Below are 17,359 nucleotides of genomic sequence, written 5' to 3'. Positions count from 1 at the left end.
TCTATTCCTTTTTTTTTATTTGTGCTAAAAAATCGTGATGAGGTCCTTCCTCGATTTTAATACACTCCAGACCAACAATTGAACAAGCTGTTTTTAATCGATCAAAATCAAGGTACATCCACTTAAAGGAATCCTCTTTACCTTTGTACCGAACGGTATATGCCAATTCGCCATAATATGCGTTGTGCGTATCCAACCAAACCCCTCCATCATCATCTTCAAACATGTATTTGATATCTGAAGAATCAATAAGGATTTGACCATTTTTGTTTAATAGCTTTTTTAAATGATTCAGGACTTTTGGAGTTTCTTCTAACGACTGGAAAACACCAGATCCGTTCATTAACAGCAGCAGAGTATCAAAGCGTTGTGTTTCATCTAAAACATTTAAAACCTCTGAATTATCTAATCCTCTGAGCTGACAACATTCAATAGCTTTTGGAGATATGTCTATCGATTTTACCTTGAAGCCTTTTGCTTTAAGATGTAAACTGTGACTTCCTGCACCACAGCCAATATCCAAAATACTGCCTTTAACCAATTCAAGGGCCGTTTGTTCTAGCTTGGGCATTTCATCATAAGTTCGAAACAAATAAGAAACGCTAAGGGGTTCTTCATCCGAAATACTGGTAGAAGTAAGGATATCCTCTTTGCATTTTCCAGTTTGAAAATCTAAAAGTGCAGTTCCAAAAACGTCGTTCATAAAGAGAATTTTTCATGTATTTTTGCATTATGCAAGACCAACTGAATGATTTACCTAAGCACGCCAAAGATAAGCATAAGGCACACAAAAATTTCTTTTCAAAGCTAAAAAAGAACCCCCCAAAAAAGTTAGATTACTTAATGCAGGACTTGCATGAGCAAGAATTCATGCGAACCAATTGTTTGGATTGTGCGAATTGTTGTAAAACTACAGGGCCTCTTTTTACTGGAAAGGATATTGAGCGTATTTCAAAATCTTTTCGAATGAAACCTTCAAAATTCATAGAATCCTATCTAAGGATTGATGAAGACAACGATTATGTTTTACAATCTGTACCATGTACTTTTTTAGGAGCCGATAATAAGTGTAGTATTTATGACATTCGCCCGAAAGCCTGCCGTGAATTTCCACATACTGATCGCCGGAAATTTCATCAAATTACTTCATTAACATTGAAAAATGTTAAGATTTGTCCAGCGGCCTACAACATTGTAGAAGCGCTGCGAAAAAAAATAAAATAGTATCTTTGTATATAACTAATTATGGAACAAATTCTTAATTATTTCGATACTATTCCTTCGCTTCACCGCAGTATCATTCTTGTTGGTGGATTGACCTTTTTTTGGATTTTGGAAGGGGCTTTACCATTAGTCAAGTTCAATTACAATAAATGGAGCCACGCTTTACCTAATTTATTTTTCACTGGGACAACCATTGTTGTGAATTTCAGTTTAGCATTTTTATTACTAAACTCATCGGATTGGGTAGTTGAGAATCAATTTGGAGTTTTAAATTGGCTTCCAGAAATGCCTTTGTGGCTATTTGTTGTTTTAGGGGTTTTATTAATGGATTTAATAGGCGCTTATCTTCCTCATTTTACAGAACATAAAATTAGACCACTTTGGATGATTCACTTGGTCCATCACTCGGATCCTAAAGTGGATACAACTACGGCAAACAGGCACCACCCTTTAGAAAGTGTAGTTCGTTATGTCTTTACGCTTTTTGGAGTATTTATTATTGGAGCCCCCATAGCAATTGTGATGTTGTATCAATCTCTATCTTTAGTAGCAACTCAGTTCAGTCATGCCAATATCAAACTGTCTAAAAAAACAGATCTAATACTTAGCTATATTTTGATTTCACCTGATATGCACAAGACGCATCACCATTACAAACTTCCTCATACAGATTCTAATTATGGCAATATTTTTTCCATATGGGACCGTGTTTTTGGCACCTACAGCTATTTGGATCGTGATGCACTTGTTTATGGCGTAGATACATTTCCGGATGAAAAAGAAAATAGCAGTTTAAAATCTTTACTCAAACAGCCCTTTCAGCCTTACAGAAAGCCCACTACGGATACAGAAGGTAATTTGCTCTAATCTTTTTGAATTTTTCTAATCCTTTTTGCCAGCTCTTTCTTATTTCAGCTACATCTAGCCCATTTTTAATTTGTGCTTGTAGCTTAGTTTGCCCCGCTAATTTTGTAAAAAATGGATTAAAAAATTCCTCTTTTTTACTACTGTATTTATAAGCGTCTATAAGCCACGTTAGGTTAATTGAATCTAAAACTTCTGAACTCCTTAGATCCCTTCCGTAACACTTAATAGCTTTGTGTTTGGGGTTTTTTGCGCCTTTATTTGGTTTAGGCGTAAAATGATAGGAGAATTTTTCAGGATTTAAAAATGGACTTCCAAAAACCTGAAATTGAGTTTCTGTACCTCGACCTGAACTTACGTTAGTCCCTTCAAAAAAACACAAGCTGGGGTATAAGTTTATGGCTTTTCCATTCGGAAGATTCGGTGAGGGTTTTATAGGTAAATTATAGTTTTTTTTGTGGTGGTAATTGTCCACAGGGATGATCCTTAACGAGCATTTAACCCCAGCCTTCAACCAGCCTTCTCCATTGATCATTCTTGCATATTCGCCAATGGTCATTCCATGTGTTACAGGAACAGGATGCATGCCTACAAAGCTTTTGTGCTCAAGCTCTAAAATAGGTCCGTCAATGTAATGGCTGTTGGGGTTTGGGCGATCCAAAACCAAAACAGGGATATTCAAAGCGGCACAAGTTTCCATTACATAATGAAGGGTAGAAGTAAAAGTGTAAAACCGCACCCCAACGTCTTGAACATCAAAAATAACAACATCTAAATCCTTTAACGCCTCAGGGTCGGGTTTTCGGTTTGAACCATAAAGTGAGACAATTGGCAGTCCTGTTTTGATGTCTACGCCGTCTTTGACATATTCGCCTGCATCAGCTTTTCCCCGGTATCCGTGCTCTGGGGCAAATACTTTTTTTATACTGACTCCAAGGCTTAAGAGGGAATCAACTAAGTGCGTATGTGCTTCAGATGAATTATTTGTAAAAATAACTGAGGTTTGATTGGCTACAACACCTACATTTTTTTCTTTTAGTAAAGGAAGGTAAAGGTTCAGCTGATTTGCGCCAACTACAATTTTTTCTTGAATTTGTGCACAAGGTCGGTTTCCACAGGAAAGAAGTACTACAACAAATAATAAAACTGTATTTTTGATAAACTTAAATTTCATTTTTTAATTTGAATTTCGAATTTTTCATCGCAAAACGCATCATTAGCGCAAAGTCCTATAAAAGTAGTGTTTCGGCACCAATAATAAAAATAGGAATAGCAGCAATTGTGATTAGTATTGTAGTAATGCTTATTGCGGTTGCAGTTAGTGTAGGTCTGCAGCAAAAAATTCGCGACAAAGCGGTAGCTTTCAACGGGCATATTACCATTTCTAATTTTGACACCAATATCTCAGAAGGTGCTCAAATCCCCATTTCTAAAAATCAAGAATTTTATCCTAAATTTTCGTCTGTAGCTGGTGTTGATTACGTTCAAGCTGTAGCTCATAAATTTGGGATTATTAGAACAGAAACTGATTTTGAAGCTCTTTTTGTAAAGGGTGTGGGTGAAGATTATAATTGGCGTTATTTTGACGATTTTTTGATTTCCGGACGCTTACCATTATACTCTAAAGACTACAGTCAGGAGGTTATTATTTCAGATTATTTAAGCCGTAGATTAAATTTGATTGTAGGGCAAACATTTCAAATGTACTTTTTAAAATCGGATACAAGTCGCCCTCCTAGAATTGTTAAGTTTGAAATTGTTGGAGTTTTTAATTCTGGTTTTGAAGAATTGGACCAATCATTTTTGATCGGGGACATAAAACATGTACAACGCCTCAACCGTTGGACTAAAGATCAAGTGGGTCAATTTGAGGTTTTTATTGAGGATTATTCGGCCTTAGATCAAAAAGGCGAGGAGGTTTATGCACAAACACCATCGTCTTTAAATGCTGAAACCATAAAGCAAAAATATGCGCTTATTTTTGAGTGGATTTCAATCTTTGATAAAAATACATATGGTATTATTGGAATGATGATTTTAGTAGGGGTGATCAATATGATTACAGCCTTGTTGGTTTTGATTCTCGAGCGTACTCAAATGATAGGGATTTTAAAAGCTCTAGGATGTACCAATTGGCGTATTCAAAAAGTATTTTTGTACACTGCAAGCTATTTGGCTATTTCAGGTTTGATCATAGGGAATTTTATAGGATTAGTCCTTTTGTTTATTCAAAAGTTCTTTAGCCCAATTACGCTTGATCCGTCAATTTATTATGTTACAAAAGCTCCAGTTTACATAGATTGGACATATATATTAGGCTTGAATTTGATGACTTTTTTAGTCTGTTTTCTTGTCCTTGTCATTCCTTCTTATCTAATTGCAAAAATAAACCCTGTACAGGCCATAAAATTTGATTAATTAAACTTCATCAATATTCGTTTGCCCTGATTTTTTATTTGATGTAAATTTGTGCAAATTTCTAATATGAATTACGCCAATAATATTCTTGAAACTATAGGTCAAACACCACTTGTTAAACTCAACAAATTGACTGCAGAGCTTCCATGTTTAGTATTAGCAAAATATGAGACCTTTAATCCTGGAAACTCTGTAAAGGATCGTATGGCGTTACAAATGATTGAAGATGCAGAGGCTGATGGCCGTTTAAAGCCCGGAGGAACAATAATCGAAGGGACTTCAGGAAATACGGGAATGGGTCTAGCTTTGGCAGGAATTGTTAAAGGCTACAAGTGTATTTTTGTTTTAGCGGACAAGCAGTCCAAAGAAAAAATGGATATACTTCGTGCTGTTGGTGCTGAAGTAGTCGTTTGTCCCACTTCTGTTGAGCCAGAAGATCCTCGTTCTTATTATTCTGTATCTAAACGTTTGGCCAAAGAAACACCAAACTCATGGTATGTAAATCAATATGACAACCCAAGCAATTGTAAAGCACATTTTTTGAGCACAGGCCCTGAAATTTGGGAACAAACCGATGGGAAGGTAACCCATTTTGTAGTGGGTGTTGGAACAGGTGGTACAATTTCAGGAGTTGGTAGTTATTTAAAAATGAAAAATCCAAATGTCAAAATTTGGGGTATCGATACTTATGGAAGTGTCTTTAAAAAATACCACGAAACAGGTATTTTTGACGAAAATGAAATTTATCCCTATGTAACTGAAGGTATTGGAGAAGATATTCTTCCCGCCAATGTAAATTTTGATATAATAGATGGATTTACCAAAGTAACAGACAAAGATGCCGCAGTCTATACCCAACGCTTAGCCAAAGAGGAGGGTATGTTTTTGGGTAACTCTGCTGGTGCAGCCATAAAAGGTGTATTGCAACTCAAAGAACATTTTGGACCAGAGGATGTCGTAGTGGTTCTATTTCATGACCATGGAAGCCGCTATGTCGGTAAAATGTTCAATGACGATTGGATGCGCGAAATGGGCTATTTGGACTAAATTCTCATAGCTTGTTTAAGCTGATTTTTTTTATTCTTCTAAAATGGTTAATTTTAAATCATGCAAGAAGACTTTTTACATTACGTCTGGTTGCATAAAAAATTCGCCCTCGAATCGTTATATACTACACAAAACCAATCGATTGTAATAAAATCGGTTGGTCAGCCAAATTGCAATTCAGGCCCCGATTTTTTTAATGCACAAATTTATATCGACGATCAATTGTGGGTAGGGACAGTAGAAATCCATGTTCAATCCTCGGATTGGTACGTGCATCATCACGAAAAAAATCCTGCCTATGACAATGTGATTTTACATGTTGTTTGGACGCATACCACTGAGGTCTTTAGGGCTGATAACTCTGTAGTGCCAACTTTGGTTCTTGAACCCTTTGTACATCTGCAACTTTTAAAAAATTATACTGCTTTAAAAAAAAATGAAGATCAATGGATACCATGTGCAACACAATTTTCTACAGTCAGTGATTTTGAAATTTCAAACTGGTTGGAACGACTGTACTTAGAACGTTTAGAACACAAATTCAAACCTATCCAAATACAACTTTTAAAGACAAATCAAGATTGGGAAGCGGTGATGTTTTGGCAATTGGCACGTGCATTTGGAGCCAAAGTAAATGCTGAAGAATTTTGGCAATTAGCAAAGTCTTTTCCTTTTTCAGTGTTTAGGAAAATTCAAAATAATCCCCTTTACATGGAAGCCTTGTTGTTTGGACAATCTGGCTTATTGGATGATGATGTTGAAGGCCCTTATTTCAGGGATTTGGTTATAACCTATCAGTTTTTAAAACAAAAATATAAACTAATCAAGCTTGAATTATTTTCTCTTAAATTTTTTAGATTGAGACCACCAAATTTCCCTACAATTAGACTCTCACAACTGGTTCAATTATACCACAAAAACACACATTTATTTTCAAAATTAATGCAAGCAAATACTTATGATAAGTTACATCAAATTCTAATCTGCGAAACTTCAGATTTTTGGCGATCCCATTACACTTTCAAAAACACATCTATAGAAAAAACGAAGCGTATATCTAAATCTTTTGCAGATTTACTCATTATTAACGCGGTTTTACCAATGATGTATGCGTATCGCTTGTTTAAAGGCGTAGATCAAGACGCCATCATTTCAATAATTAAAACAATACCCTCAGAAAAAAATAATATTGTTAATGCATTTAATAGGCTTAAACCGATTGCTAAAACTGCATTAGATTCCCAAGCTTTAATACAACTTAAAAGCAATTATTGTACGCAAGTAAAATGTGTACAATGTGGAATTGGTAGTGCTCTTTTGAACCGAAATGCTTAACTTGCAATGTGAAGTTATTTTATCAACTTTTATTTTATTTCCAGCGGCATGGATTTTATGTTTGTCAGCGCATAGCCGATCGTTTTGGAATGCGCGCTAAAGTTGTACGCACCTCTTTTATTTATGTCACCTTTGTAACTGTAGGCTTTGGTTTTGCGCTGTATTTATTTTTGGCATTTTGGTTACGCATCAAGGATATAATTTTTTCTAAACGCACCTCAGTTTTTGATATCTAGAATTATGTCCAGTCCTGTTGTAAAAATTTTCAGATCCAGACTTAATATAGCTATAATTCTGCTCACTTTTGTTTTTGTTATTGGAGTTTTTGGCTTTAAAATTATTTCAGATTTTTCTTGGATTGATGCAGCTTATATGACCGTTATTACCATCACAACTGTTGGGTTTGGAGAGGTTCAGCCTTTGGATCAAGAATCGAAAATATTTACGATATTTCTTATTTTGACAAGTGTCATCATAGTTGGATATGCCATTAAAGTTATTACAGAATACATAATTTCAAGAGATACTATAAATGAATTAAAACAAAAGAAAATGCAAAAGAAAATTGATGCACTTTCAGGCCATGTCATCATTTGTGGCTTTGGTAGAAATGGAAAACAAGCGGCTAAAAAATTAGCAACACACAACCGCACTTTTGTTGTGGTTGAAAAGGACGAACTTGTAACTCAGAAATACTTAAATGACATTAAACTTTTTGTGAATGGAAATGCCAATGAGGATGAAGTTCTAATTGCTGCTGGAATTCAAAGAGCTTCTTGCCTAATCTCTGCTTTACCTAATGATTCAGAAAATCTTTTTGTAGTCCTTTCCGCCCGCCAAATGAATTCTGAGATTAGGATTATAAGTCGCGCTTCACAAGAAACATCCTACAGCAAGCTAAAGCTTGCTGGCGCAAACAATGTTATTCTGCCTGACCGCATTGGAGGAGATCATATGGCTTCTTTAGTTGTTGTTCCTGATCTTTTGGAATTTGTCGATAATCTATCGATTGTTGGTGATCAAACAATAAATATTGAAGAAGTTTCAGTAGAACAACTGTATGATACTACCAAACAAAAAACAATTTTGGAATTAGACTTACGCAAAAAAACAGGCTGTAATGTGATTGGCTACAAAGACCAACATGGGAAATACCACATCAATCCAGAAGCAGACCAGAAGTTAGTACCAGGGTCTAAAGTCATTGTTTTGGGACGACCTGAGCAAATACAAACGCTCAATACCATGTATAATATAGCTGTGGGTTAGTTTATTATTTGTTTTTCTGAACGTAATTTATTAATCGTTAATTTTAATAACTCATTTTTTTTTGTCATCTTGTTGCCACTTTTTAAGTCTATAACTACACTCTTATGAAATTCAAAATACAAACACTTTTTGCTCTAATTTTTCCGTTTTTATCTTTTGCCCAAGACAAGGGGATCGATCAAATTATTGATGAGAAATTTGGTGATGCCACTGGCTGGTTTGTTAACTTTATATTTTATCAAATTCAATTTACTGAGGATATAAAAGTATTTTGGGTGTTGTTTCCGCTTATAATAGGAGCAACGTACTTCACTATTTATTTTAAGTTCATTAATTTTCGTGGTATACTAACATCCATCAATATTGTTCGTGGGAAATACGATAGTGTAGACCATCATGAAACACTAGAAGCTGCTGGAGATGCCACGCCGGGAGGTGATAGTGTAGAAACTATAGCTGTTGAGGGGCATGAAGGAGAAGTTTCACATTTTCAAGCGCTTACTGCAGCCCTATCAGCAACAGTAGGACTTGGAAATATTGCTGGTGTGGCTATTGCAGTTTCCATTGGTGGTGCAGGAGCAACCTTTTGGATGATCATTGCTGGACTCTTGGGAATGGCTTCAAAATTTGTGGAATGTACACTCGGTGTAAAGTATAGAGATATTGATGAAAATGGCGTGGTTTATGGTGGCCCTATGTACTACCTTACCAAAGGATTAAAATCTAAAGGCTTAGAAAAACTTGGAAAAATTCTTGCTGTCTTGTTTGCTATTTTTGTAATAGGAGGATCTTTTGGGGGAGGAAATATGTTTCAAGTTAATCAAGCCTTTCAATTGGTAGAAAATATTACTGGAGGTGAAGCATCGGTATTGCATGGAAAAGGATGGTTATTTGGAGTTGTTATGGCTGCTTTGGTTGGAATCGTTATCATTGGCGGAATAAAAAAAATAGCTAAGGTTACAGACAAGATTGTTCCCTTTATGGTTGTTATTTATGTTACCGCTTCACTTTTTGTGATTTTTTCAAATATTAATATGATAGGCGATGCATTCGTCCAAATTTTCAATGGCGCTTTTAGCCCTGAAGGCGTAGCTGGTGGTGCTGTTGGTGTTCTTGTACAAGGATTTAGACGAGCTGCTTTTTCGAATGAAGCGGGAATTGGTTCTGCATCCATCGCTCATTCAGCTGTTAAAACAAGGTACGCAGCCTCAGAGGGCATGGTAGCTTTGTTGGAACCTTTTATTGATACAGTCGTCGTGTGTACTATGACAGCCTTGGTTCTTATCATCACTGGAAATGTGAATGCTGCAAATGCATCCTTAAATGATGCTCAGGCTATACTGCTTACCTCAGGGGCTTTCGAGTCTGCTATTTCATGGTTTCCGTATGTACTGACTGTTGCAGTAGTTTTGTTTGCATTTAGTACAATGATATCATGGTCTTATTACGGGTTTCAAGGTTGGGCTTATTTGTTTGGACGTTCCAAAAAAATGGAATATACCTACAAAATTATCTTCTGCCTGTTTGTTGTAGTTGGTTCTGCAGCAAGTTTAGGATCTGTTATTGGATTTTCAGATGCAATGATTTTTGCCATGATGGTGCCTAATATGGTTGGTATAGTAATTCTTGCACCCAAGGTCAAAAAGGAACTTAATAAATACTTGAGCGCAATCGGTAAATAATATTCACCTATTTAGATGTGTTTCCTCATTTCACAAAACGTCAACGAATAGGAGCCTTAATCCTCTTTTTGATTATTGTGTTGCTTCAATTAGTATTATTTTTTATGCCACATAGTGAATTTTTGTCACTACAACCTGATGAAATTTCATTAAACCGCTTAAATAAAGAATTTGTGGCCTTAAAGCAAAAAACCCAAAAAAAGGGTAATCTGAAACTCTTTCCATTCAATCCTAATTTTATTACACCACATAAGGGATATGTTATGGGGATGTCTGTTTCAGAGATCCAGCGTTTAAAGGATTACAGGTCTGATAATAAATGGATCAATTCTATTGCAGAATTTCAGGCCGTTACAGGGGTTTCCGATTCATTGCTGGCATTAATCGCTCCTTATTTTAAATTTCCAGATTGGGTTCAAGCCCAAAACAAGGTAAAACTAAACAGGCAGCCAATTGAAAAATTAGATTTAAATTCTGCTACCAATGAGCAGCTCCAAGATGTCTATGGTATAGGTCCCAAATTGGCTGAACGAATTATAAATTATAGAAACAGATTTGAGGGTGGTTTTGCTTCAATGTTTGAGTTAAAAAGTATTTATGGATTAACCAATGAAGTTATTAGTAATGTAAATAAAATTTTTGATATTAAACAACCCAGATATATCAAAAAAATCAACTTGAATAAAGCTACACAAGAAGATTTGGTTCAGGTTCCTTACATAGATTACGAATTGGCATATTCTATCATAGAAATGCGTGTGTTAAGAGAAGGGTTTAAAACGGTTGATGAATTAACAAAACTTAAAGATTTTCCTACAAATAAATTAGACATAATTAAGTTATATTTGCACATAAAATAGATTTTCATGAATTTTGAATTTTCAGAAGAACACAAACTAATTGCAGATTCTGCCCGTGATTTTGCTGAGCAGTTCATCAGACCACATATAATGGATTGGGATGAGGCGCAACATTTTCCCAAAGAAGTCCTTCACAAAGCAGGCGAGATGGGATTTATGGGGATCTTTATCCCGGAGGAATATGGAGGTTCTGGGCTTGGCTATCACGAATATGTAGCAATCATCCAAGAAATATCCAAAGTCGACCCTTCGATTGGTTTGTCTGTTGCTGCGCACAACTCCTTGTGTACAGGCCATATTTTTTATTTTGGAAATGAACAACAAAAGAAAAAGTGGTTGCCTAAACTTGCAAGCGGTCAGTGGATAGGAGCATGGGGGCTTACTGAACACAATACCGGTAGCGATGCTGGAGGAATGAATACTACTGCAACTAAAGACGGGGATTACTATATTTTGAACGGTTCAAAGAACTTTATCACACATGGAATCAGTGGAAATATAGCTGTTGTCATAGCGCGCACTGGTGAAAAAGGGGATTCTCATGGTATGTCAGCTTTTGTTGTGGAACGAGGAACTCCTGGATTTAGCTCAGGTAAAAAAGAAGACAAATTAGGAATGCGTGCAAGTGAAACAGCCGAACTCATTTTTGATCAATGTAGAGTACACAAAGACAATATGCTTGGTAGCGAAGGAGAAGGTTTTGTACAATCACTTAAGCTTTTAGATGGTGGCCGAATTTCTATTGGTGCATTATCCCTTGGTATCGCCAAGGGCGCTTATGAAGCTGCGCTAAAGTATTCTAAAGAACGTGTTCAGTTTGGAAAACCCATATCAAGTTTTCAGGGAGTGTCTTTTAAGCTCTCCGATATGGCTACAGAAATACAAGCCTCAGAGCTTTTAGTTCACAAAGCGGCGTCCATGAAAAACAAAGGCGAAAAAGTAACTACTACTGGAGCAATGGCTAAAATGTATTCGAGTGAAGCTTGTGTACGCATTGCCAACGAAGCTGTTCAAATTCATGGGGGCTATGGCTATATTAAAGAATACCCAGTTGAAAAGTTTTATAGAGATTCAAAACTTTGTACCATTGGTGAAGGAACTACCGAAATCCAAAAGCTTGTGATCGCTAGAAATATTTTAAAATAAATTGTTGCAATATCATAATTAAGATTATATTTGCACACTAATTCTAAAGAAAGGAGGTTTACATTTATGCTAATAATACCAATAAAAGAAGGAGAAAACATAGATAGAGCACTAAAGCGTTTTAAACGTAAGTTCGATCGTACAGGAACAAAACGTTCATTACAAACACGTAAACAATTTACAAAACCCTCCGTAAAGCGAAGAGCAGAAATTCAAAAAGCACAGTATATTCAAGGCCTGAGAGACGCTGAGAACTTATAAATACAGAGTTTTTTAAAAATACAAAACACCTCTTTTCGAGGTGTTTTTTTTGTTTATAGTTTATGATGCTATTCAAGTCCATTCAAAAAGATATTATTTTTTTTGTATCTTAGGATGACCAAGTACATGCTTATGTCTATTCAATCTTTCATAGATTATCTTTCCTTAGAAAAAAAATATGCTGCACACACCATAACAGCATACCACAAGGATTTGAACGACTTTAAGGCTTTTTTGTTCAAAGAGTTTTCTGACGATAATCTAAAAGAAGTAAATCATTCCATTTTACGCAGTTGGGTGATTCAACTTGTAGAAAGTGGTTTGAGTAATAGATCTGTTAATAGAAAAATATCATCGCTTAATACCTACTATAAATTCTTAATTAAGATAGGTGATCTATCCCACTCTCCATTGGCTAAGCACAAAGCATTGAAGGTTCAAAAAAAGGTTCATATTCCTTTTTCTGAGCAAGAGATTGAGACAGTTTTAACTGCTGCACCTTCACATGATTTTGAAGCCGTTAGGAATAAGCTTATTGTAGAATTGTTTTATTCCACAGGAATTCGCCGCTCAGAACTTGTCAATTTGAAACTTATTGACTTGGATTTTGAGCAAAGCCAAATCAAAGTTTTAGGAAAACGCAATAAAGAGCGTTACATTCCATTGCTAACTACAGTCCAAGACACTTTAAAATCATACATCAAAGTACGAGAGCAATTAGCACATATTCAAGCCCATGATTTTCTTTTTCTAACGCAAAAAGGAACTAAAATATACGGGACACTTGTGTACAGGGTTATCAATACATATTTTTCTGAAGTGTCCTCAAAAGTAAAAAAGAGCCCACATATATTGAGGCATTCTTTTGCAACCCATCTTTTGAATCACGGAGCTGATCTCAATGCTGTAAAAGAGTTATTGGGGCATTCAAGTTTAGCTGCAACGCAGGTCTATACACATAACAATATTTCAGAACTAAAAAAGGTATATGCTAAAGCACACCCAAGACAAACAAAAGTTTAATTAAGATTAATTTTTATCCGTTATGAAAGTAAATGTCCAGTCCATCAATTTTAATGTTGATCAAAAACTTATCAATTTCATTCAAAAGCGAATGAATAAACTTGATTTATTTTATGATAAAATAATTAAGTCAGATGTATTTCTCAAGGTGGAAAACACTTCGGAGAAGGAGAATAAAATATTTGAAGCCAAGCTTTCTGTCCCTGGTGATAGTTTGGTTGTTAAGAAAAAATGCAAAAGCTTTGAAGAGGGTGTTGATACAGCGGTTCATATTCTAGAACGTCAGCTAAAAAAACGAAAAGAAAAATTACGCAAACAAACCTCATAAAAATATTTAAAAAATGTTTTGAAACAAAAAAAATATATATACATTTGCAGTCCGTTAGAAATAGCGGGCTTTTTTGTGTGCAAAAAACATTAAAAAGCCGATGTAGCTCAGCTGGCTAGAGCAGCTGATTTGTAATCAGCAGGTCGTGGGTTCGAGTCCCTCCATCGGCTCAAGTTCTTAAAAATACTGAAACCAATTTCAAATTGGGGAGATACTCAAGCGGCCAACGAGGACAGACTGTAAATCTGTTGTTTTTTAACTTCGCAGGTTCGAATCCTGCTCTCCCCACATTAAATTGATAGGATAAAAAATATTGCGGGAGTAGCTCAGTTGGTAGAGCGTCAGCCTTCCAAGCTGAATGTCGCCGGTTCGAACCCGGTCTCCCGCTCTAAATTTTTGGCCGGTGTAGCTCAGGGGTAGAGCGTTTCCTTGGTAAGGAAGAGGTCACGGGTTCAAATCCCGTCATTGGCTCTTTTTTTTAAGACACATAAACAAGAACACTAATATTATTAATATAACAAAGACTAAAATTTAAATCATGGCAAAGGGAACTTTCGATCGCTCCAAACCGCACTTAAACATCGGTACTATTGGACACGTAGATCACGGAAAAACAACTTTAACAGCAGCAATTACTAAAGTATTGGCAGATGCTGGATTATCAGAAGCACGTTCATTTGATACAATTGACAACGCTCCTGAAGAAAAAGAAAGAGGTATTACAATTAATACATCTCATGTAGAGTACCAAACTGCAAATCGTCATTACGCACACGTTGACTGTCCAGGTCACGCGGATTACGTAAAGAACATGGTAACTGGTGCTGCTCAAATGGATGGTGCAATTCTAGTGGTTGCTGCAACTGATGGTCCAATGCCACAAACACGTGAGCACATCCTTTTAGGACGTCAGGTCGGTATTCCAAGAATCGTTGTCTTCCTTAACAAAGTAGACATGGTTGATGATGAGGAGCTTCTTGAGCTTGTTGACATGGAGGTAAGAGACTTGCTTAACTTCTACGAGTATGATGGTGATAACGGACCTGTAATTTCTGGTTCTGCACTCGGAGCACTTAATGGTGAGCAAAAGTGGGTAGACACTGTGATGGAATTAATGGAAGCTGTTGATACTTGGATTGAGTTACCAAAAAGAGACGTTGACAAAGATTTCTTAATGCCAATTGAAGATGTATTCTCAATTACTGGTCGTGGTACTGTTGCAACTGGTCGTATTGAGACTGGTATAGCAAACACTGGTGACCCAGTAGAAATTATCGGAATGGGTGCAGAAAAATTAACCTCTACAATTACGGGTATCGAGATGTTCCGTCAAATCCTTGATAGAGGAGAAGCTGGAGATAATGCTGGAATCCTACTAAGAGGTATTGAGAAAACTCAAATTTCTAGAGGTATGGTAATCTGCAAGCCAGGTTCTGTAACACCACACGCTAAGTTTAAAGCTGAGGTATACATCCTTAAGAAAGAAGAAGGAGGACGTCACACACCATTCCACAACAACTACCGTCCACAGTTTTATGTGCGTACAACAGATGTTACAGGAAACATTGCATTGCCTTCTGGAGTAGAAATGGTAATGCCTGGTGATAACTTGACTATCACGGTTGAATTAATTCAGCCAATCGCCATGAATGTTGGACTACGTTTCGCAATTCGTGAAGGTGGTAGAACAGTTGGTGCTGGTCAAGTAACTGAGATTTTAGACTAATATTGTTAGATTAATACTGGTAAAGGTGTCCTGAAAATTCAGGATACCTTCACTTGTATTTACGGGTTTAGCTCAGTTGGTAGAGCACTGGTCTCCAAAACCAGGTGTCGGGAGTTCGAGCCTCTCAACCCGTGCAAGGTACTAGAAATGCAACCAAGAAAAGCTAATTAAAATCCAAGTCAACTCAAATTACAGTAAAAATGATAGAGTACATTAAAGAATCATTTGAAGAATTAAAGAACAACGTCAGCTGGCCATCATGGTCTCAAGGCCAAAGTCTAACAGTCTTAGTCGCGTTATTCTCCATTATATTTTCACTTGCGATTTGGGGTGTTGATACAGTTTTTGCACGTGTTGTGGAAACATATTTTAATTGGATTAAATAATATTACACTCATGGCAGAGCAAAAGGAAGATAAAAAATGGTATGTTGTCCGTGCGGTAAGTGGGCAAGAAAACAAAATTAAAAACTATATTGAGACAGAAATTTCTCGCTTAGGTTTAGATAATTTTGTGGACCAAGTCCTAGTGCCTACTGAAAATGTAATCCAAATTCGTAACGGAAAAAAAGTACAAAAAGAAAAAGTCTATTTTCCTGGTTACATCATGATTCAAGCCAATCTAAGTGGTGAAATACCACACATCATAAAATCCATCACCAATGTGATCGGCTTTTTAGGCGAAACAAAAGGTGGAGAACCCGTTCCATTGAGAAAATCAGAGGTCAATAGAATGTTAGGTAAAGTAGATGAGTTAGCGTTAGAGGCTGACCAGAACGTTATTATTCCATTTGTTATTGGAGAAACGGTCAAAGTAATCGACGGCCCATTTAATGGATTTGACGGTACTGTTGAAAAAATTAACGAAGAAAAGCGTAAACTTGAAGTTATGGTGAAGATTTTCGGAAGAAAAACGCCACTAGAGCTCAGTTACATGCAAGTAGATAAAATTTAATAATTGTTACAATTAACACGGTTTGTATTTTCAGCTTCCACTAGAGGGTACAAGTCACTAAAAATTAAAAATGGCAAAAGAACTAGACAAAGTAGTCAAACTACAAGTTAGGGGAGGTGCAGCGAATCCATCGCCACCGGTTGGACCCGCTTTAGGTGCTGCTGGGGTCAATATCATGGAGTTTTGTAAGCAGTTTAATGCGCGAACTCAAGATAAACCTGGTAAAGTATTACCAGTCGTGATATCAGTTTATAAAGACAAATCATTTGAATTTGTTATTAAAACTCCTCCAGCTGCAGTACAATTATTAGAAGCGGCCAAAGTAAAAAAAGGTTCTGGTGAACCACATGTTAAAAAAGTAGCTAAAGTCACTTGGGATCAAGTGAAAACTATTGCTGAAGACAAAATGGTAGATTTAAATGCATTTACAATTGAATCAGCAATGAAAATGGTTGCTGGTACTGCCAGATCTATGGGTATAACTGTAAAAGGTGGTGAAGCACCCAAATAAACTGTATTTGAAATGGCAAGATTAACAAAAAAACAAAAAGAAGCAGTAGCTAAAATAGATAAAAGTAAATTTTACTCTCTAAGTGAAGCCTCTGCTTTAGTAAAAGAAATATCAAATGCAAAATTTGATGCTTCTGTAGATATCGCTGTTCGTCTTGGGGTTGATCCCAAGAAGGCAAACCAAATGGTTAGAGGTGTTGTGTCTCTTCCACACGGTACAGGTAAAGACGTTAAAGTACTCGCACTTGTTACTCCTGATAAAGAGCAGGAAGCAAAAGACGCTGGTGCGGATTACGTTGGTCTAAACGAATACCTTGATAAAATTAAGGGGGGTTGGACTGACGTTGATGTAATTATTACCATGCCTAGCGTAATGGGAAAATTAGGCCCATTAGGTCGCGTATTGGGACCAAGAGGACTCATGCCTAACCCAAAGACTGGAACTGTGACAATGGATATTGCAAAAGCTGTGTCCGAAGTTAAAGCAGGTAAAATAGATTTTAAAGTTGATAAAACAGGAATTGTTCATGCTGCAATAGGAAAAGTTTCTTTTTCTGCAGATAAAATTGAAGGCAATGCCCAAGAATTATTATCGACTTTAATGAAACTTAAGCCAACCGCAGCAAAAGGTGTTTACATGAAAAGTATTTTCATGTCAAGCACTATGAGCCCTAGTATTGCAGTTGATTCAAAAGCAGTCAGTTAGGCGTTA

Annotated in this window: 20 protein-coding genes and 5 tRNA genes; 23 read left to right on the top strand and 2 right to left on the bottom strand. The window is 36.4% G+C overall.

Annotated elements, in window-relative coordinates:
• Position 1: 1 nt before the first annotated feature.
• Positions 2-703: a class I SAM-dependent methyltransferase gene (locus FORMA_RS01720; RefSeq protein ID WP_069674030.1), complete on the bottom strand. Its 702-nt coding sequence runs from the start codon at positions 701-703 to the stop codon at positions 2-4.
• Between the two features lie 29 nt (positions 704-732).
• Here FORMA_RS01720 and FORMA_RS01715 point away from each other — a divergent pair, with 29 nt between their 5' ends.
• Both FORMA_RS01715 and FORMA_RS01710 read left to right on the top strand, forming a co-directional pair.
• Complete coding sequence (locus FORMA_RS01715; RefSeq protein ID WP_069674029.1) at positions 733-1,224, top strand: YkgJ family cysteine cluster protein; 492 nt, start codon at positions 733-735, stop codon at positions 1,222-1,224.
• Between the two features lie 21 nt (positions 1,225-1,245).
• Positions 1,246-2,091 carry a sterol desaturase family protein gene (locus FORMA_RS01710; RefSeq protein ID WP_069674028.1) on the top strand — a complete coding sequence of 282 codons (846 nt, stop codon included), beginning with the start codon at positions 1,246-1,248 and terminating at the stop codon, positions 2,089-2,091.
• Here FORMA_RS01710 and FORMA_RS01705 read toward each other — a convergent pair.
• Positions 2,063-3,262, bottom strand: coding sequence for an exo-beta-N-acetylmuramidase NamZ family protein (locus FORMA_RS01705; protein ID WP_069674027.1), 1,200 nt, complete (start codon positions 3,260-3,262; stop codon positions 2,063-2,065). The two genes, FORMA_RS01710 and FORMA_RS01705, sit on opposite strands and share 29 nt — an antisense overlap.
• Before the next feature lie 8 nt (positions 3,263-3,270).
• Between FORMA_RS01705 and FORMA_RS01700 the strand changes: the two genes are divergently transcribed.
• The 21 genes from FORMA_RS01700 to rplA all read left to right on the top strand — a co-directional run bounded on the left by FORMA_RS01700 (position 3,271) and on the right by rplA (position 17,353).
• The gene (locus FORMA_RS01700; RefSeq protein WP_069674026.1) at positions 3,271-4,506 is read left to right on the top strand and encodes an ABC transporter permease; all 1,236 of its coding nucleotides are present in this window, start codon (positions 3,271-3,273) and stop codon (positions 4,504-4,506) included.
• Between the two features lie 66 nt (positions 4,507-4,572).
• Complete coding sequence (locus FORMA_RS01695) at positions 4,573-5,553, top strand: PLP-dependent cysteine synthase family protein (protein WP_069674025.1); 981 nt, start codon at positions 4,573-4,575, stop codon at positions 5,551-5,553.
• Between the two features lie 60 nt (positions 5,554-5,613).
• Entirely contained in the window at positions 5,614-6,888 is a 1,275-nt protein-coding gene (locus FORMA_RS01690; protein WP_069674024.1) for a DUF2851 family protein, read from the top strand.
• An 8-nt stretch (positions 6,889-6,896) separates the two neighbouring features.
• Positions 6,897-7,124 (top strand): PspC domain-containing protein, encoded by a 228-nt coding sequence (locus tag FORMA_RS01685; protein WP_069674023.1) that lies wholly within the window; start codon positions 6,897-6,899, stop codon positions 7,122-7,124.
• Between the two features lie 4 nt (positions 7,125-7,128).
• A complete protein-coding gene (locus tag FORMA_RS01680) occupies positions 7,129-8,157 on the top strand; it encodes a potassium channel family protein (RefSeq protein ID WP_069674022.1) in 1,029 nt (342 codons plus the stop codon).
• 104 nt (positions 8,158-8,261) lie between these two features.
• Entirely contained in the window at positions 8,262-9,839 is a 1,578-nt protein-coding gene (locus FORMA_RS01675; RefSeq protein ID WP_069674021.1) for an alanine/glycine:cation symporter family protein, read from the top strand.
• A 104-nt stretch (positions 9,840-9,943) separates the two neighbouring features.
• Positions 9,944-10,699, top strand: coding sequence for a ComEA family DNA-binding protein (locus FORMA_RS01670; protein WP_083236539.1), 756 nt, complete (start codon positions 9,944-9,946; stop codon positions 10,697-10,699).
• A 6-nt stretch (positions 10,700-10,705) separates the two neighbouring features.
• Complete coding sequence (locus FORMA_RS01665; RefSeq protein ID WP_069674019.1) at positions 10,706-11,845, top strand: acyl-CoA dehydrogenase family protein; 1,140 nt, start codon at positions 10,706-10,708, stop codon at positions 11,843-11,845.
• Between the two features lie 66 nt (positions 11,846-11,911).
• Complete coding sequence (gene rpsU, locus FORMA_RS01660; RefSeq protein WP_069674018.1) at positions 11,912-12,106, top strand: 30S ribosomal protein S21; 195 nt, start codon at positions 11,912-11,914, stop codon at positions 12,104-12,106.
• Between the two features lie 132 nt (positions 12,107-12,238).
• Positions 12,239-13,129, top strand: a complete 891-nt coding sequence (locus FORMA_RS01655) for a tyrosine-type recombinase/integrase (protein WP_069674017.1) — start codon at positions 12,239-12,241, stop codon at positions 13,127-13,129.
• A 22-nt stretch (positions 13,130-13,151) separates the two neighbouring features.
• Positions 13,152-13,457: a ribosome hibernation-promoting factor, HPF/YfiA family gene (hpf, locus tag FORMA_RS01650; RefSeq protein ID WP_069674016.1), complete on the top strand. Its 306-nt coding sequence runs from the start codon at positions 13,152-13,154 to the stop codon at positions 13,455-13,457.
• A gap of 96 nt (positions 13,458-13,553) precedes the next feature.
• Positions 13,554-13,627, top strand: a tRNA-Thr gene (locus FORMA_RS01645).
• Positions 13,628-13,662: 35 nt separating this feature from the next.
• Positions 13,663-13,745 (top strand) — tRNA-Tyr (locus FORMA_RS01640).
• A 27-nt stretch (positions 13,746-13,772) separates the two neighbouring features.
• Positions 13,773-13,845, top strand: a tRNA-Gly gene (locus FORMA_RS01635).
• A gap of 11 nt (positions 13,846-13,856) precedes the next feature.
• Positions 13,857-13,928, top strand: a tRNA-Thr gene (locus tag FORMA_RS01630).
• Positions 13,929-13,995: 67 nt separating this feature from the next.
• Positions 13,996-15,183 carry an elongation factor Tu gene (tuf, locus tag FORMA_RS01625; RefSeq protein ID WP_069674015.1) on the top strand — a complete coding sequence of 396 codons (1,188 nt, stop codon included), beginning with the start codon at positions 13,996-13,998 and terminating at the stop codon, positions 15,181-15,183.
• 61 nt (positions 15,184-15,244) lie between these two features.
• A tRNA-Trp gene (locus FORMA_RS01620) sits at positions 15,245-15,317 on the top strand.
• A 66-nt stretch (positions 15,318-15,383) separates the two neighbouring features.
• Positions 15,384-15,569, top strand: a complete 186-nt coding sequence (secE, locus tag FORMA_RS09180; protein ID WP_083236538.1) for a preprotein translocase subunit SecE — start codon at positions 15,384-15,386, stop codon at positions 15,567-15,569.
• A gap of 10 nt (positions 15,570-15,579) precedes the next feature.
• On the top strand, positions 15,580-16,137 hold the full coding sequence (gene nusG / locus FORMA_RS01615; RefSeq protein WP_069675408.1) for a transcription termination/antitermination protein NusG: 558 nt from the start codon (positions 15,580-15,582) through the stop codon (positions 16,135-16,137).
• A 70-nt stretch (positions 16,138-16,207) separates the two neighbouring features.
• A complete protein-coding gene (rplK, locus tag FORMA_RS01610) occupies positions 16,208-16,648 on the top strand; it encodes a 50S ribosomal protein L11 (protein WP_069674014.1) in 441 nt (146 codons plus the stop codon).
• 12 nt (positions 16,649-16,660) lie between these two features.
• Complete coding sequence (rplA, locus tag FORMA_RS01605; protein ID WP_069674013.1) at positions 16,661-17,353, top strand: 50S ribosomal protein L1; 693 nt, start codon at positions 16,661-16,663, stop codon at positions 17,351-17,353.
• The last annotated feature ends 6 nt before the right edge of the window (positions 17,354-17,359 follow it).

This window comes from Formosa sp. Hel3_A1_48 (assembly GCF_001735715.1).
Taxonomy (GTDB): domain Bacteria; phylum Bacteroidota; class Bacteroidia; order Flavobacteriales; family Flavobacteriaceae; genus UBA3537.
Note: the sequence above shows the minus strand (reverse complement) of the source record. Positions and strands in the feature narration are given on the sequence as shown.

Coding starts and splice junctions, on each gene's coding strand:
- FORMA_RS01665 (WP_069674019.1), top strand. CDS start 10,706: ATGAATTTTGAATTTTCAGAAGAACACAAACTAATTGCAGATTCTGCC.
- FORMA_RS01680 (WP_069674022.1), top strand. CDS start 7,129: ATGTCCAGTCCTGTTGTAAAAATTTTCAGATCCAGACTTAATATAGCT.
- FORMA_RS01695 (WP_069674025.1), top strand. CDS start 4,573: ATGAATTACGCCAATAATATTCTTGAAACTATAGGTCAAACACCACTT.
- hpf (WP_069674016.1), top strand. CDS start 13,152: ATGAAAGTAAATGTCCAGTCCATCAATTTTAATGTTGATCAAAAACTT.
- FORMA_RS01705 (WP_069674027.1), bottom strand. CDS start 3,262: ATGAAATTTAAGTTTATCAAAAATACAGTTTTATTATTTGTTGTAGTA.
- FORMA_RS01720 (WP_069674030.1), bottom strand. CDS start 703: ATGAACGACGTTTTTGGAACTGCACTTTTAGATTTTCAAACTGGAAAA.
- rplA (WP_069674013.1), top strand. CDS start 16,661: ATGGCAAGATTAACAAAAAAACAAAAAGAAGCAGTAGCTAAAATAGAT.
- FORMA_RS01670 (WP_083236539.1), top strand. CDS start 9,944: ATGCCACATAGTGAATTTTTGTCACTACAACCTGATGAAATTTCATTA.
- secE (WP_083236538.1), top strand. CDS start 15,384: ATGATAGAGTACATTAAAGAATCATTTGAAGAATTAAAGAACAACGTC.
- FORMA_RS01710 (WP_069674028.1), top strand. CDS start 1,246: ATGGAACAAATTCTTAATTATTTCGATACTATTCCTTCGCTTCACCGC.
- FORMA_RS01655 (WP_069674017.1), top strand. CDS start 12,239: ATGTCTATTCAATCTTTCATAGATTATCTTTCCTTAGAAAAAAAATAT.
- FORMA_RS01690 (WP_069674024.1), top strand. CDS start 5,614: ATGCAAGAAGACTTTTTACATTACGTCTGGTTGCATAAAAAATTCGCC.
- rpsU (WP_069674018.1), top strand. CDS start 11,912: ATGCTAATAATACCAATAAAAGAAGGAGAAAACATAGATAGAGCACTA.
- tuf (WP_069674015.1), top strand. CDS start 13,996: ATGGCAAAGGGAACTTTCGATCGCTCCAAACCGCACTTAAACATCGGT.
- rplK (WP_069674014.1), top strand. CDS start 16,208: ATGGCAAAAGAACTAGACAAAGTAGTCAAACTACAAGTTAGGGGAGGT.
- FORMA_RS01715 (WP_069674029.1), top strand. CDS start 733: ATGCAAGACCAACTGAATGATTTACCTAAGCACGCCAAAGATAAGCAT.
- nusG (WP_069675408.1), top strand. CDS start 15,580: ATGGCAGAGCAAAAGGAAGATAAAAAATGGTATGTTGTCCGTGCGGTA.
- FORMA_RS01675 (WP_069674021.1), top strand. CDS start 8,262: ATGAAATTCAAAATACAAACACTTTTTGCTCTAATTTTTCCGTTTTTA.